A 13,848-nucleotide genomic window follows, 5' to 3' on the forward strand; every position below is an offset into this window, starting at 1 on the left:
GGGCTACATTTAGTTTGTATTGAGTTTATTGTCATTAATGAAGACTGTGAAAATTATAGATACAGGTGATTAATACAATCTTTCCTAACAGGGAGTGTGTAATGTGGGCAACGTTAGATTTTGAAGCATCAGGACTCTCGGAATTTTCTTATCCGATTGAGGTAGGGTATTCATTGCCTAATGGTACCGATAATAGTTTGCTAATTAACCCTTTGTCAGCAAGTGACGAGTGGGTGTATTGGGATGCTTTTTCAGAGTCTCATATTCATAAAATTACCCGTCATGAATTAGAAAATAACGGAAAACAAGTGGTTGATGTTTGTCGGCATCTTAATGCTATTTTGGGGCAATATGAACTGGTTTTTTGCGATAGTGAATGGGATTTGTTTTGGCTGGGAAGATTATACCATGCTGCTCATATGCGGCCGTCCTTTATGCTGACTGAGGTATGTTGTTGGCTAAAGCAACATAATGGAATGGATCGTGTGCATTTTCAGTTAGCACTTGAGCGACAAGGTCCTGTTAAACATCGCGCAAGTTATGATGCTAAACAAATTCGTTTGGCACTTGATACATTAGTTGGTAATCGCTAAGTTTAATATCTGGATAATTATTGCGTTTATTATTGGTCGGATAGACAATGCCGATTACAATGTGCGCTATCAAAGTAATAAGTATATGAGAATCTTGTGTGAAATCTGCGTCTAGTCGTAACCCATCACTTCGCGTCGCAATGTTTAATATTTCGATGTCTGACAGCGAATCAGAAAAAATATTAGCATTAACGGCTAACCCTAATATTACTCGTTTACAACGTCTAGCTGCCATTATTCAGCATGTTGCTCCTGATGTTATCTTGTTGTGTGAATTTGATCATTTAGGTGCTGGTGGCGATGATGGCTCATTAGCCAATTTCTGTGCTAATTACTTATCTGTATCTCAATATGATCAAGCTCCTATCGAATATCCCTATCGTTTGTGTCCTGCTACCAATACCGGTTTACTTACTGGGGTTGATTTAAATAATGACGGTATAATTTCATTACCAGCAGATGGAATGGGGTTTGGTCATTTTCATGGTAATTTTGGTTTTGTATTATTATCTAAGTACCCGATACAGGATCATAATATTCGTTCATGGCAGCATATGCTGTGGAATAATATGCCCAAGTCATTAATTCCCCGTGATTTTTACAGCCCTGAAGCGGTAAATATATTACGATTATCCTCTAAAAATCATATTGTTATACCTATCCAATTTGAGCAGCAAGTTATTAATCTTGTGTGCTGTCATCCAACGCCGCCAGTATTTGATGGCCCTGAACGTCGAAATGCCAAGCGTAATAATGACGAAATTCAATTAGTTTGTGACATTATCGATAATGCGGCGTATTTAAAAGATGATAGTGGAAAAACGGGAGGTTTGAGTAATGAGCAACCGTTTATCGTCTTGGGTGATCTTAATGCTGATGTGATTGATGGTGACGGATTGAAAGCACCAATTAAACATTTGCTTAGCCATACACGGATTAATCAGCAGGTAAGTCATGGGCCATTAACACCAAAAAGTATGGGGGGCAGTGAATATCGACCATGGCAGAGACGCAAAGGACGCAGCAATGAGTGGACACATTTAGGCGGTATGCGTTTAGATTATGTTTTACCATCAGCTAATCTAATTACGCTAGAAACGGGCGTATTTTGGCCTGAGAAGGATCATCCATTACGACATTTAATGCTTGATGATAAAGGACGAGAAAAGCCTATAGCGGGTTCTGATCATCGTTTAGTATGGGTTGATATCGCACCAAGCGCAGTATAGTAACGTCATGAATCTAACTCGGTTGGCGCGTTATTGTGATCATAGACATTAACTGAATACGATTGGTTGTTGTTCTTTCCCCCAAACTTCAATAATGGCTTTGGGGGTTATACCTGCGGTTAATAACTTTTTATTACCTAAGCTATGATAGTTGATTTCAATTGCAGTAATTTTACTATCAGCATAATCAAGTAATTGTGGTGGGCTGATACTATCTTTAGTCATCAATCCAGCAGTTCTAAATTGCTGGAACTCGCCATTCTCATAATTTATTTTAATCTTTTTGATGTTGACTGTTCCCCGTGCGCAAGTAACACGAAGATGGTTATAGAATTTTTTTGCTGATAATCCATCCAGAGTGACATTGTCGTTATCAGTATTAAAATTAGCAGTTTGAGTGGTTAATCTCACCCATGGTGAGGATTTGTTCGTGGTGAGTATTCCACAACTGTTTAAACTAAACAGCAATACAATTACACCACAACAACGTAGTAGGGTATTCATTCGATGTTATCACTATATAAATGAAAGATTTAATCATCTTAGATTTTCGACGTTGCTGACTATGTCATGAGCGAGATAGTGATATGTTAACTTGTCGACAAAACAGCGTCAGAGAATATGCTGTTTTGTCTGAGGAAAGTTAATTGCGATATTAGAAATATTTACCGCGAATAGTATTGAAGTTTTCTTTAAGCGCGCAGGTGGTAAAAGTTTTAATTACCATAGTGTCTGACCAATAATTAGTTGACCATCCTGCTTTTTGTTTGAGTAGCTGTATAAACTGAGGCGTTGATAACCCTCGACGCCATGCACTTGGTAATACTACAGTTTGTACATGTCTATCAGTTAATAGTACGCCTTGTTTATGGTGAGATAAATATTCAAATAACTCAGCTTCAGTATTAAATGGTTGGATAACTAGTGGTGATAGTACTTCCACCTCAATGCTTAAATCATCAAGTTGATCTTCGGCAAGAGGCATAAAACGGCGATCTTCATAAGCGCTGGCGATTGCTTTATTATGCATCTCTAAGATTAAAGGTCTTGTTGCAATGGTTGAACCAATGCAGCCTTGTAGCTGACCATTAACTTCTAAAGTCACAAAACATGCCGCAGGTTGTAGCATTTTACGAGTGTAGTGATCAAGTTTAGGTGCCGAGGTAGAAATTGCTTTTTCTGAAAAATGGCCTCGAATTGCATCACGGGCAATATCCAGTAACTGCGTAAGTTCACCTTTATTATATGTTTGATGTGTGACAGTTGAAATATCCACCAGTGCTCTCCTTTTTGAATATTATAAAGTATCAATACGTCCGTATATGGGTAATGAATGACGAAAGCGTTCGAAAATAGGTATTTATAAAATGTTTGTCAGTGATTTCGTTAGTGATAACAAACCTTGTACTGGCAATAACTTATTTCACTGTCAGGATTAATATCATCTATTTTTGACGATTATTCAACATTTGCTAGGCTAAAAAGTGTTAACTTGTTTGTCAGATTTATACAGTTTGTCATTTTTCTTTATTTGAATGTGTAACCTGAATCATGTGGGTAATATTTGTGCTTTTGAGCGCTATTTTTTAGATTGTATTGGTTATAGGTTTTACTCGTAACTCAGATTGTTTTATCGTTAATGCCATTTTTAATGTAGAAGATAAATTAGTCGATGAGCAGTGAGCAAAGTTTGACAATAGAGCAGCTAAGTGAATACCAAAATGTAGTTATCACGCAGCCTAATTGTCCGTACTGTGTAAAAGCAAAAGCATTACTTAACCAACAAGGCACAGAGTATTCAACATTAGTACTAGGACAACAGCTAACCAAAACCGTCATGGTTGATTTTATTCAGCATATTGCCAATGTAAATGTAAGAACTGTACCGCAGATTATTTTAGCTGGACACTATATTGGCGGTCATGATGATTTAGTCGCATATCTTGATCGTCAAATTGATAATAATGATTTTGATGATTTTGAATTATAAAGTGATCCAAAAATAAACTAAAAAGGGTGAATAGCCCTTTTTATGTATTAATACTAGAGATACAGACAATGAAATTAGATTTTTCGCAATTGAATAAGCAAACTAAAAAGTCATTTAGTGATCAACATGCTGTAATTAAAAAGGTTATGCAAGGTAAAATTGTTGCTTGCGAACAATGCCAACAACCTTTGGTTCTTATTACGCCGGAACAGAGTGAGCAGCCAGGTATTGGTTGCTTAAAAGGCTGTACTTTTATCTCTCTTGAGTTTGGTTAATCGATTTTTAGTTTTGATATTCTGAATTTTTTGTGCGAAAAATAATCAGATTTCTTTGATTTATGCAAACTTAATAATTAATTATAGAACGTTTTTTATGGTTTGCATATCTTGCTAAGCTTTTTTATTCACGATAAAAAGGTATGAATAAATAAAGACTTATTCACCTCTGTAATATGATAAATAATCGCAATTATTCCTTCTTTATTTATACTAAATATGACTTCTCGTATTATTTGTAAGTATTGTCTCTAATCTATTGATTAAACATCATAAAATTAAATGTAATTTATTACCGTTGCATATAAAAAACAGTTAAAAATTTCAAATGAACTAAAGTTGTAGCAATGGATAGTTAGAGTACAAATAAAAAGAAGATTGTTGTGATTAAAATCAATCAATAACAGTGAATATATTGATATCAGGGAAATGTTAATTTCAGCTATCTGGCTGTTTTGTCTCTCTATTGACAGTTCTCGTCTACTAATGGTTATATAATGGCGTCTCAATTTTTGTTTACATGACTAAATATTATAGTTGAGGCGATATCTAACAGGATGTAATAAATGAGTAAACACGATAAATATAGTATAGATAATACGGATTACACGATTGGTCAAGATAATGTCCAAAAGTGGGGATTCGATGTGCATAACGCCGTTTTTGGTGTGAGTGCTGGACTTATAATCATTTTTTTAGTTGCGATTCTAGTTTCAGATCCAGCAACAGCAAAAGCAGCATTAGACAGCGTAAAAGGAGCGATTGTTAATCAATTTGCTTCTTTATTTATATGGGCTGGTAACTTCTTTGTCCTTTTTTGTTTAGCGTTAATTGTTTCACCTTATGGTCGTATTCGTATTGGTGGACAAAAAGCAAAAGCAGACCATTCAACATTGTCATGGTTATCGATGCTTTTTGCTGCCGGTATGGGTATCGGTTTAATGTTCTGGAGTGTTGCCGAGCCTGCAGCTTACTTCACTGGTTGGGGAGGCTCAACACCATTAAACGTAACACCGGGTACACCAGAAGCATTTAAAGTTGCTATGGGCGCGACGATGTACCACTGGGGTTTACACCCATGGTCAATTTATGCTGTTGTCGGTCTGTCTATGGCATTTTTCTGCTATAACAAAGGGTTGCCGCTTTCTATTCGCTCTGTGTTTTACCCTATTTTAGGCGATCGTACATGGGGTTGGGCTGGACATATCATTGATATTCTTGCTGTTTTAGCCACATTGTTTGGTTTGGCTACTTCATTGGGTTTAGGTGCTCAGCAAGCTGCAAGTGGTATTAACCATGTATTTGGGATGCATGGTGGTTTAGGTCTTCAAATAACAATTATCGTTGTTGTTACTATGGCTGCTATTTATTCAGTGGTTAAGGGTATTGATTCAGGAGTTAAATTACTCAGTAACATTAATATGCTGGTAGCGGTAGTGTTACTTGTTTTTGTGGCTTTGGTTGGTTTTTCCGTTTCTATGGATACCTTACCAAAAACAATTATGGGTTATATTGAAAACTTTATTCCATTAAGTGACCCTTATAATCGTCCTGATGAAAAATGGATGCATGCTTGGACAATTGTTTATTGGGCATGGTGGATTTCATGGTCACCATTTGTTGGTTCATTTATTGCTCGTATCTCAAAAGGTCGTACCGTTCGTGAATTCTTAATTGCGGTTATTATTACGCCAACGGTTGTTACATCAGTTTGGATGTCTGTTTTTGGTGGGCAAGCAATTCATCAAATTATGGATCATATCGGTACGCTAGGTGCGAAGGGTATTACGGAAGTACCACTAGCAATGTTCCAAATGTATGATGCATTACCATTTGGTAGTATCTTATCGTTTATCTCTGTAATTCTGATTTTAGTGTTCTTTGTAACATCATCAGATTCAGGATCATTGGTTATCGATAGTATTACTGCTGGTGGTAAAATTGACGCTCCAATTCCACAACGTGTTTTTTGGGCTTCAATTGAGGGTTTGATTGCGATTGCATTATTATGGGTTGGCGGTACGCAAGCCATTCAAGCATTGCAAGCGGGTACTATTTCAACAGCATTACCGTTTACGTTTATTTTGATTATTATGTGTATTAGCTTATTAATGGGCTTTAGAACTGAGCGTTATAAATAACTCATCAGTTAATTAATAGAAATAAATTTAGCGTAATAAAAAGCAGCTTTCAGAATAACCTCTGAATAGCTGCTTTTTTATTACATCGTTTTTTGAGAACCGTAACTTTATTCCCAAAGCTGACTAATCGGGGTGTCAGGACTAAAGTGGTAAGCTATTTGTGCTTGTAGTAATTCAGCAGTTGCTAAAGAATCAGTTAAAGCATGATGTGGCTGATAGGCCGGCAGACCATAACGAGAACGACACTTGCCTAGTCGTACGGAACCTGGACGTTTGCCTTTTAATTTATTCCACAGACCACCAAATTGTTGTTGTTGGATGGTTGCTTCAATCGCTAAGGTATCAACAACTGGAAATTGAATACCTTCACCTAAGCGAATTTTTAAAGCTCGATCCATAAATTGGCGTTCGATATTTTTGTAATGCACAACGACAACTTTTCCAGCTAGTGCATCTAATACGGCCTCAAGAATACGGCGTAAATCAGGTGCTTGCTGAACATCTGAGTGAGTAATGCCATGAATAACCACTGAATCTTCTTCTAATTTAACCTTAGGTTTTACTACCCAGTGTTGTGATTCGCGGCAATAAATACGATGAAGATCAAATGGAACTAAGCCGATACTGACAATATCGTCACTGTCCGGATTAAGTCCTGTTGTTTCAAAATCAAGTGCAACAAAAGGTACCTTACTCAGTGGCGTGTCTTCGGTAATAATGCCAGCCTGATAATAAGATTTTATACGTCTATCTTGTGCTTCTAGTGCCAATGTTTTAAAACGTAAATGCCAGTCTGGTACTGGTATATTACGAACAAAATGTGCAGAGGCTGATTGTTTTGATTCATTATGAAACATTAACTGCTCTTTTTATTAGCGTGCTGACTGATAACGAAATTTGACAAAGTTTTGTGCTTTACTCAAAATTTGGAAGGCATCTTTGAGGTTACGGCGTTCAAAATCAGACATATTTTCAGGTTCTATACTGTTATCTGGTTCAATGCCAGCTTCAATATCCAGTGCCTGGTGACGAATACGAACTAAAGAAATATACTCCATCGCATCACGTAAATCTTGGGCGCGTCCTGGCGGTAGAATGCCGCTATCTATAATATCATCAAGACGCTCAAGAGAGTTTTGTGAACGTGAGCCAACCGCAAGCGCATGTACGCGAATTAAATCAGCTAAGGGAGCTGTACCACGGCGTTTAAGATTAATCGAGTTATTATGTCGACCATCTTTTTCCATTACAAAATCTTTGAAAAAACCTAATGGCGGAGTACGGTTTAGAGCATTACGCGCGAGGCAAGATAAAAAGCGAGGACTGTTACGTGCGCGACGAACAATAAAACCGTTGAGTTGTTTAGCCCATTTGGTTTTACCCCATACACCACCAAGATCAAAGAATATTGAACTGTTAAGTAATGCTACGGGTTTAGGGTTATCAATCCAGTCAGCGAAACAGTCTTCCCACTGCTGGCGTGTTTTTCGCCACTCTGGATTCGTTGCCATAATATCGCCAGTACAGTAGGTGTAGCCGCATTCAGCAAGGCCATCACAGACAAATTTGGCTAGATTTTCAAAGTAGGCGTTATGTTTATCATGATTGAAATTATTATCAAGAATAATGGCATTATCTTGGTCGGTGACAATAAGTTGTTCGTCGCGGGCCATAGAGCCTAAGGCAAGGAAACAGTAAGGTACAGGAGGCGGACCATACTTTTCTTCGGCGAGTTCAAGTAGGCGTTGCTTAAAGCTACGGCCGATCTCAGCCATAGCACTACCTATCATATGAGAATTAGCATCTTCATTAACCATTCGAACAAAACAGTCTTTAACCTGCGCGGATAGTACTGTTAATTCCTCTACTGATTGCTGCTGATAGATACTACTAACGAGTAATAGGCTATTTTGGGATTCATAACGAACAATATCAGAGACGCTAATAACTCCAACAGGGTGCTTGTTACGTAATACTGGTAAATGATGAATGTTATAACGCAGCATGGTTAGCATCGCTTCAAACACATAAGCATTATGATCGAGTGTAATCGGCTCTGCCGACATAACATCAGAGACGGGATTTGAGGTCGAAACCCCTTGAGCTAATACTCGAGTACATAAATCACGATCGGTTATAATACCGACTATTAAGTCATTGTCATCGTCATCGTCAATATTTGTTTCATCACTGATCAACAATGCAGATATGCCTTCTTCTGCCATTGTTTGAGCAGCTACTTGAATAGTTGCATTTTGATCAAGGATCACGGCATCACGAGTGAGTAATGTACGAACTTTAGATGTCGTTAAATCATTTTCATCATTCTGGCGGGATACGGCATGGCGTAAACGAGAACCATCATCGACTTCAACAAAGTCAGCAAAGCTATCGTAGTCGTCGCAGAGTTTGGTAAAGAGGCTATCAGGAATACAATAGAGTAGAGTATCTTCTAAGGCTTTTGCTGGCATTCTGACGCGATTATTCATCAATAATCCCATTTGCCCAAAAATATCACCTTCATCTAAACGGTTATATAATTCCCCTTTACGGCGGTAAACTTCAACTGCACCACTACGAATGAGAAATAAATCATTAATACTATCACCTAAGTTTAAGATCATGCTGTCTGCACGGTGATAGGCCACTTCAATCTCGATAGCTAATTCATTTAGTTGCTCTTCAGGCAGCAAATCGAAAGGTGGATATTGGCTGATAAAATTGAGTATTTCTATTTGTTCTGCTTCCATATCTCATTCCATATCAATAAAAAACAGGAGCAAGGCTCCGCAGATAATAATTAGAGAGCGATAGATGTCATGTAATTATAAATAGCTATCACTTGAGGAATTGTAACTCATGCTCGAATGGAAATCATATATTGTTAGTTATTAACAATTACAGGTGTAAGTGTTAATAATAATATTCATAGGGAAGATAGATTGATGGTTATTGGTTATTGTCAATGAGTACTCGCGTTGATTTAAGCGATCTAGATCGTTAAATTGACAGCATAAAATAGCGTAAAAATATTGATAGTTAGTGATGTTTTATTATTAGGTGTTAAACAATATTTTAATCTGAAATAAGTGAAAATCTAGAGCATTGTAAGGATGGAGATAAAACAGAATGTATTACGCTTTTAATTAGCCAGTATCTATATGCGTATTGTCATCTAGCGCTATCTATAGCGAGGGAAGATATGAAGATTGTATTTTTGGGTGAAGCATTAGTTGAGCTTAATCATTCGCCTCGGCATCAAACATATGGCGGTAATATTGTTAATCGTGCTTTATACCTAGCGCGATTAGGCGGCTCTCGTGCCATTAATGTTAGTTATGCAACTTGCATAGGTATTGAAAAGGTATCGATGAAAATGTTGCAGTGTTGGCAACGAGAAAACATCGATACTAGTTTAGTGAAATGCCTTGCAACTAAATTCCCTAATTTATGCTTTATTGAAACGGATAATCATGGTCAGCGTCATTATCATTATTGGAATAAAGATAATGCGATGCGGTATTATTTTTCTTATGGTCCGGCATTATTAAACCATGCTCTGATTAATAATGACTATGGTGCTATTTATATTAGCGGTGGCTGTATTGCAGTGTTAACGGATGACGACAAAACATTACTGTTAACGTTACTTGATGCACATAAAAAAAGAGGGGGTAAGGTTTATTTAGACAATAGTTTTCGAGATGATTTATGGTCAACAAGACAGGCACAATATTGGTATGAAAAGATCTTTCCTTATGTTGATATTGCTTTTGTTGATTTAAACGATGAAATGCGAATCTGGGGAAGTTCTCGTTATTTAACCCAACGTTATATTAAATGGGGCTGTCGTGAAGTTGTGTTTAAGCAAGCAAAAAAAAATGAATGTACAGTATGTAGCTTAGTGATTACTTCGAGTTCTCTTTTAAGAGTGACAAGCATTAAAGTGGCGGTGCAATATGGCGATCATATTGCAGATAATGCTTTTGTTGCGGGGTATCTTGCTGAGAGGATGAATAAGCAAACCATCACACAGTCATTGTTATTGGCACAAAAACTGAGCCATCGAGTGACAACATGCTCTGATGCAATTATTCCTTCTGATTCAATGCGAGATATTATGTAGTAGGTTGTATGCCATATAGTCGGAACAGTTTGTTTTGTATGTAAAATAAGCAAACAATCAGAAAATTAAAAAATGCGGTTGACTCCCCCCCTGTAATCCGTACAATGCATCCCATACCACGAGACATCAACGTCTTGCTGGTTAGGAAATATGGCGCGTTGGCAGAGTGGCTATGCAGCGGATTGCAAATCCGTGTACCTCGGTTCGACTCCGGGACGCGCCTCCATACTTCCTCTTGCGACACTAGCTCAGCTGGTAGAGCGCAACCTTGCCAAGGTTGAGGTCACGAGTTCGAACCTCGTGTGTCGCTCCAAATTAAAAAATATGGCTAAATAGCGGTATTTATAGATGGTGTCTTACCCATCGCAAGAAATTGCGTGCCCTGGTGGTGGAATTGGTAGACACAAGGGATTTAAAATCCCTCGGCGTTCGCGCTGTGCCGGTTCAAGTCCGGCCCGGGGCACCATCTTTTCATTTGTAAATTATAAATGAAATAGTTATTAAAAATTAAAAGGTATGGCTTTAATAGCGATATCTACAGATGGTGTCTTACCCATCGCAAGAAATTGCGTGCCCTGGTGGTGGAATTGGTAGACACAAGGGATTTAAAATCCCTCGGCGTTCGCGCTGTGCCGGTTCAAGTCCGGCCCGGGGCACCATCTTTTAAAAAAGCTCATCATTAGATGAGCTTTTTTTTCGTCTGATGATTACTGAATATATAATTGTTGATTTGATATTGATTAAAATAGTGCGTTAACATTATTTCTTATCGTCATCTAAGCGAATAATGCAGTTCTTGGTAAACTCAACAGCCTCATTTGCAGTCCATTCTCCCTTAGCTTTTTCCTTTAGCTGTTTGCACCATTTTTCGCTACCAACAGTTGGTGAGCATGCTGATAATAAAAATACAGCACCTAATAAAATTAAAATTGTTTTCATTTAAATCCTTTTTTTACGTGCATTAAGTTGAGTAATTATTTGATCATGATTACAACTAAGGTAATTTAAATCATTACCTTAGCTATTTAATACTACACTCAGTTAGGAATAACGACATTATATTTATACCTATGTTGTTAGTGCTAGGAGGGCGAATGAAATTAAATTGCGATATGGGTGAAAGTTTTGGCGAATGGAAAATGGGCAATGATAGCGATGTGATGGCTTCAATTTCGATGGCGAATATTGCGTGCGGCTTTCATGCCGCAGATCCTGATACGATGGCGGAAACAATTCGTTTAGCTAATCAACATGCAGTAATGTTAGGAGCACATCCTAGCTATGATGATAAGTTAGGTTTTGGGCGACGTCATATTGATCACTCTTTAACCGCAATTGCTAATTTGCTTGCGTATCAAATTGGGGCATTAGAAAGTTTGTGTCAATTACAGGCTTCAACGCTGCATTACGTTAAACCTCATGGTGCGCTTTATCACGATATGATGATGGATGAACAGATCTTTACTGTTATTGTAAAAACAATAAATCAACTAAACCGTTATCGCCAGCAACCATTGTCATTAATGGTACTTTCACGGAAAGATAATTATCGCTATCAAGCTATTGCTGATGACTATAATGTAACATTAATACTTGAAGCTTTTGCCGATCGTGCCTATTTAGCTTCAGGTATGCTTGTGCCTCGTAATCAACCAAATGCAGTGTTAAATACTGTAACTGCAGTCCAACAACAAATGCAGCAATTACTGCAGGGAAAAGTGAGAACCCAAGCAGGGGATTGGTTGTTATTGGAAGTTGATTCGGTATGTGTACATAGTGATACTCCGCAAGCTGTTCAATTAGTCAAAGTGTTAGCAACGTTAATTTCTCCAGCCAAACATTGCTCTGATAGCGGGAAATAATATGAAAATTTCCCTAATTTCAGAAGGAATATTGATGGTTGAATTTAGCGAGATTATTAGCGCTGAAACAACCCAATGTATTGCGGCTTTTGTCGACTATATTCAGCAACAATATGCCCCATTTATCGTCGAAGTTGTGCCTTCATATACCAAGGTGATGTTGCAATATAAGTTGAGTCAATGTGACTTTACTCAATTGCAACAAATTAGTTTGAAATGGTATCAAGGTTATAATATTAAGCGGCAATCGATATCAGCTAAGGTGCACCATTTGGAGGTTTATTATCATCCTGAGGTTGGTCCAGATTTACAAGCTTTAGCAAGGTTACGTCAGTTAAGTATTGAGGCTGTGATTAAGTTACATAGTCGCCAATTTTATGATGTTGGCGCGATAGGCTTTGCTCCTGGCTTTGCATTTTTATCGGCCGTTGATGAGGCTATTGCTGTACCTCGGCATTCGACCCCTCGACAATGTGTTCCTGCTGGTAGCGTGGGTATTGCTGATCAACAAACGGCCATTTATCCTCAAAAAAGTCCTGGTGGTTGGCATATTATTGGTAATTGTCCTCAGTCAGTATTTGAAGCGCAATCTTATCCACAATCTTTTTTTGCCATTGGCGATAAAGTGAAATTTGATCCTATTGGTCGCTCGAGATTTTTGGAGCTTGGGGGAGTGATATGTCCAGTTTGATAGTAATAAACCCAGGAATATTATCGTTAATACAAGATGTTGGTCGCTATGGTGTTGCTCAGCAAGGCGTTACTCAAGGTGGGGCTATGGATTTACATGCTTTTTGTTGGGCGAATTACCTATTATCTAACGATAGTAATGCAGCGCAATTAGAATTAACTGTTGGTCTCGCTTGTTTTGAAGCTCTTGATGACTGCCAATGCGCGCTAACTGGTGCGGATATGGCTGCAACAATTGATGGTCAACCAATTTCCCCATGGCAGGCATTTTCACTTAATAAAGGCCAGCGATTACAGTTTGGTGCGGCTAAACATGGTTTACGCGCTTATCTTGCGATTCGAGGTGGCTTTGATGTTCCCAAAGTATTAGGTAGTGCAGCGACTGTTATGCGGGAACAATTAGGTGGGTTAATCCCTGGACAGCCATTGGCGAAGAATGATGTTCTTAATCGTTATCATGCACCGCTATTGACGACATATTCAACCGTACCCAGTGAATATATTCCTGATTATAGTGCCGATATAGTGTTACATGTTATTGAAGGCTATCAAGCAGAGAGCTTTACTCCTCAGCAAAAAACGCTTTTTTATCATAACCCTTATCAAGTAATGTCAACGTCAGATCGAATGGGGTGTCACTTGCAGGGAACGAGAATAAAAGGGCTAGCAACGGAATTAATTTCACAGCCTATTGCTGCTGGTGCGATTCAAATTCCATCAGATGGGTTACCGATAATATTACTGAATGATCGTCAAACATTAGGAGGATATCCTATTTTAGGCTGTATTACTCGAATGGATTTATTGCGTCTTGCTCAAGCTAAGCCTAATGATAAAGTACAATTTAAAGTCGTAGATGCGCAATTATTGAAGTATTACCAACAGCAATGGATGGATTTTTGCCATTTTTTCACATTACCTTTTTAGAAAATGATAGGCTAG

General features: G+C 38.0%; 14 protein-coding genes and 4 tRNA genes. 13 read left to right on the forward strand and 5 right to left on the reverse strand.

All coding sequences use genetic code 11. The annotated features are described in order from the left end of the window. Positions 1-101: 101 nt before the first annotated feature. Both PPBDW_RS05780 and PPBDW_RS05785 read left to right on the forward strand, forming a co-directional pair. Positions 102-593 (forward strand): hypothetical protein, encoded by a 492-nt coding sequence (locus PPBDW_RS05780; RefSeq protein WP_036794005.1) that lies wholly within the window; start codon positions 102-104, stop codon positions 591-593. Between the two features lie 98 nt (positions 594-691). After that, positions 692-1,822: an endonuclease/exonuclease/phosphatase family protein gene (locus PPBDW_RS05785; RefSeq protein WP_036794007.1), complete on the forward strand. Its 1,131-nt coding sequence runs from the start codon at positions 692-694 to the stop codon at positions 1,820-1,822. 48 nt (positions 1,823-1,870) lie between these two features. Here the strand turns inward: PPBDW_RS05785 and PPBDW_RS05790 are convergent, their stop codons facing one another. Both PPBDW_RS05790 and amrA read right to left on the reverse strand, forming a co-directional pair. Beyond that, positions 1,871-2,326: a hypothetical protein gene (locus PPBDW_RS05790; RefSeq protein ID WP_036794009.1), complete on the reverse strand. Its 456-nt coding sequence runs from the start codon at positions 2,324-2,326 to the stop codon at positions 1,871-1,873. Positions 2,327-2,477: 151 nt separating this feature from the next. Further along, the gene (amrA, locus tag PPBDW_RS05795; protein WP_036794011.1) at positions 2,478-3,098 is read right to left on the reverse strand and encodes an AmmeMemoRadiSam system protein A; all 621 of its coding nucleotides are present in this window, start codon (positions 3,096-3,098) and stop codon (positions 2,478-2,480) included. 396 nt (positions 3,099-3,494) lie between these two features. Here amrA and PPBDW_RS05800 point away from each other — a divergent pair, with 396 nt between their 5' ends. The 3 genes from PPBDW_RS05800 to PPBDW_RS05810 all read left to right on the forward strand — a co-directional run bounded on the left by PPBDW_RS05800 (position 3,495) and on the right by PPBDW_RS05810 (position 6,228). Beyond that, entirely contained in the window at positions 3,495-3,812 is a 318-nt protein-coding gene (locus tag PPBDW_RS05800; protein ID WP_036794013.1) for a glutaredoxin domain-containing protein, read from the forward strand. Positions 3,813-3,880: 68 nt separating this feature from the next. Then, positions 3,881-4,087, forward strand: coding sequence for a hypothetical protein (locus tag PPBDW_RS05805; RefSeq protein ID WP_036794015.1), 207 nt, complete (start codon positions 3,881-3,883; stop codon positions 4,085-4,087). 566 nt (positions 4,088-4,653) lie between these two features. Then, a complete protein-coding gene (locus PPBDW_RS05810; protein WP_036794017.1) occupies positions 4,654-6,228 on the forward strand; it encodes a BCCT family transporter in 1,575 nt (524 codons plus the stop codon). Positions 6,229-6,335: 107 nt separating this feature from the next. Here the strand turns inward: PPBDW_RS05810 and PPBDW_RS05815 are convergent, their stop codons facing one another. Then, positions 6,336-7,085 (reverse strand): 3'-5' exonuclease, encoded by a 750-nt coding sequence (locus PPBDW_RS05815; RefSeq protein WP_036794018.1) that lies wholly within the window; start codon positions 7,083-7,085, stop codon positions 6,336-6,338. A 15-nt stretch (positions 7,086-7,100) separates the two neighbouring features. Beyond that, a complete protein-coding gene (locus PPBDW_RS05820; protein ID WP_036794019.1) occupies positions 7,101-8,978 on the reverse strand; it encodes a DUF294 nucleotidyltransferase-like domain-containing protein in 1,878 nt (625 codons plus the stop codon). Between the two features lie 452 nt (positions 8,979-9,430). On the opposite strand from PPBDW_RS05820, the gene PPBDW_RS05825 reads away from it, so the two are divergent. From PPBDW_RS05825 to PPBDW_RS05845, 5 genes are all read left to right on the forward strand, one after another. Beyond that, on the forward strand, positions 9,431-10,354 hold the full coding sequence (locus PPBDW_RS05825; RefSeq protein WP_036794020.1) for a PfkB family carbohydrate kinase: 924 nt from the start codon (positions 9,431-9,433) through the stop codon (positions 10,352-10,354). A 152-nt stretch (positions 10,355-10,506) separates the two neighbouring features. Then, a tRNA-Cys gene (locus tag PPBDW_RS05830) sits at positions 10,507-10,580 on the forward strand. 11 nt (positions 10,581-10,591) lie between these two features. Continuing rightward, positions 10,592-10,667: transfer RNA gene (locus tag PPBDW_RS05835), tRNA-Gly, on the forward strand. Positions 10,668-10,733: 66 nt separating this feature from the next. Continuing rightward, a tRNA-Leu gene (locus PPBDW_RS05840) sits at positions 10,734-10,820 on the forward strand. Between the two features lie 106 nt (positions 10,821-10,926). Continuing rightward, positions 10,927-11,013 (forward strand) — tRNA-Leu (locus PPBDW_RS05845). Positions 11,014-11,113: 100 nt separating this feature from the next. Here the strand turns inward: PPBDW_RS05845 and PPBDW_RS05850 are convergent. After that, the gene (locus tag PPBDW_RS05850) at positions 11,114-11,293 is read right to left on the reverse strand and encodes a DUF3012 domain-containing protein (RefSeq protein WP_036794021.1); all 180 of its coding nucleotides are present in this window, start codon (positions 11,291-11,293) and stop codon (positions 11,114-11,116) included. 155 nt (positions 11,294-11,448) lie between these two features. On the opposite strand from PPBDW_RS05850, the gene PPBDW_RS05855 reads away from it, so the two are divergent. The 3 genes from PPBDW_RS05855 to PPBDW_RS05865 are packed head-to-tail and all read left to right on the forward strand — an operon-like array spanning position 11,449 to position 13,833. Further along, positions 11,449-12,216, forward strand: a complete 768-nt coding sequence (locus PPBDW_RS05855; RefSeq protein WP_036794022.1) for a 5-oxoprolinase subunit PxpA — start codon at positions 11,449-11,451, stop codon at positions 12,214-12,216. A gap of 1 nt (position 12,217) precedes the next feature. Continuing rightward, positions 12,218-12,907 (forward strand): 5-oxoprolinase subunit PxpB, encoded by a 690-nt coding sequence (gene pxpB / locus PPBDW_RS05860; protein ID WP_036794023.1) that lies wholly within the window; start codon positions 12,218-12,220, stop codon positions 12,905-12,907. Further along, on the forward strand, positions 12,895-13,833 hold the full coding sequence (locus tag PPBDW_RS05865) for a 5-oxoprolinase subunit C family protein (RefSeq protein ID WP_036794024.1): 939 nt from the start codon (positions 12,895-12,897) through the stop codon (positions 13,831-13,833). The genes pxpB and PPBDW_RS05865 overlap by 13 nt, the downstream gene beginning before the upstream one ends. Positions 13,834-13,848: the final 15 nt, after the last annotated feature.

It is taken from the genome of Photobacterium kishitanii, assembly GCF_000613045.3.
Lineage (GTDB): Bacteria > Pseudomonadota > Gammaproteobacteria > Enterobacterales > Vibrionaceae > Photobacterium > Photobacterium kishitanii.

Excerpts from the sequence above, each read along its gene's own strand:
- PPBDW_RS05815 (WP_036794018.1), bottom strand. The coding sequence starts at position 7,085 with ATGTTTCATAATGAATCAAAACAATCAGCCTCTGCACATTTTGTTCGT.
- PPBDW_RS05850 (WP_036794021.1), bottom strand. The coding sequence starts at position 11,293 with ATGAAAACAATTTTAATTTTATTAGGTGCTGTATTTTTATTATCAGCA.
- PPBDW_RS05855 (WP_036794022.1), top strand. The coding sequence starts at position 11,449 with ATGAAATTAAATTGCGATATGGGTGAAAGTTTTGGCGAATGGAAAATG.
- PPBDW_RS05820 (WP_036794019.1), bottom strand. The coding sequence starts at position 8,978 with ATGGAAGCAGAACAAATAGAAATACTCAATTTTATCAGCCAATATCCA.
- PPBDW_RS05865 (WP_036794024.1), top strand. The coding sequence starts at position 12,895 with ATGTCCAGTTTGATAGTAATAAACCCAGGAATATTATCGTTAATACAA.
- PPBDW_RS05825 (WP_036794020.1), top strand. The coding sequence starts at position 9,431 with ATGAAGATTGTATTTTTGGGTGAAGCATTAGTTGAGCTTAATCATTCG.
- PPBDW_RS05790 (WP_036794009.1), bottom strand. The coding sequence starts at position 2,326 with ATGAATACCCTACTACGTTGTTGTGGTGTAATTGTATTGCTGTTTAGT.
- pxpB (WP_036794023.1), top strand. The coding sequence starts at position 12,218 with ATGAAAATTTCCCTAATTTCAGAAGGAATATTGATGGTTGAATTTAGC.
- PPBDW_RS05800 (WP_036794013.1), top strand. The coding sequence starts at position 3,495 with ATGAGCAGTGAGCAAAGTTTGACAATAGAGCAGCTAAGTGAATACCAA.
- PPBDW_RS05805 (WP_036794015.1), top strand. The coding sequence starts at position 3,881 with ATGAAATTAGATTTTTCGCAATTGAATAAGCAAACTAAAAAGTCATTT.
- PPBDW_RS05780 (WP_036794005.1), top strand. The coding sequence starts at position 102 with ATGTGGGCAACGTTAGATTTTGAAGCATCAGGACTCTCGGAATTTTCT.
- PPBDW_RS05810 (WP_036794017.1), top strand. The coding sequence starts at position 4,654 with ATGAGTAAACACGATAAATATAGTATAGATAATACGGATTACACGATT.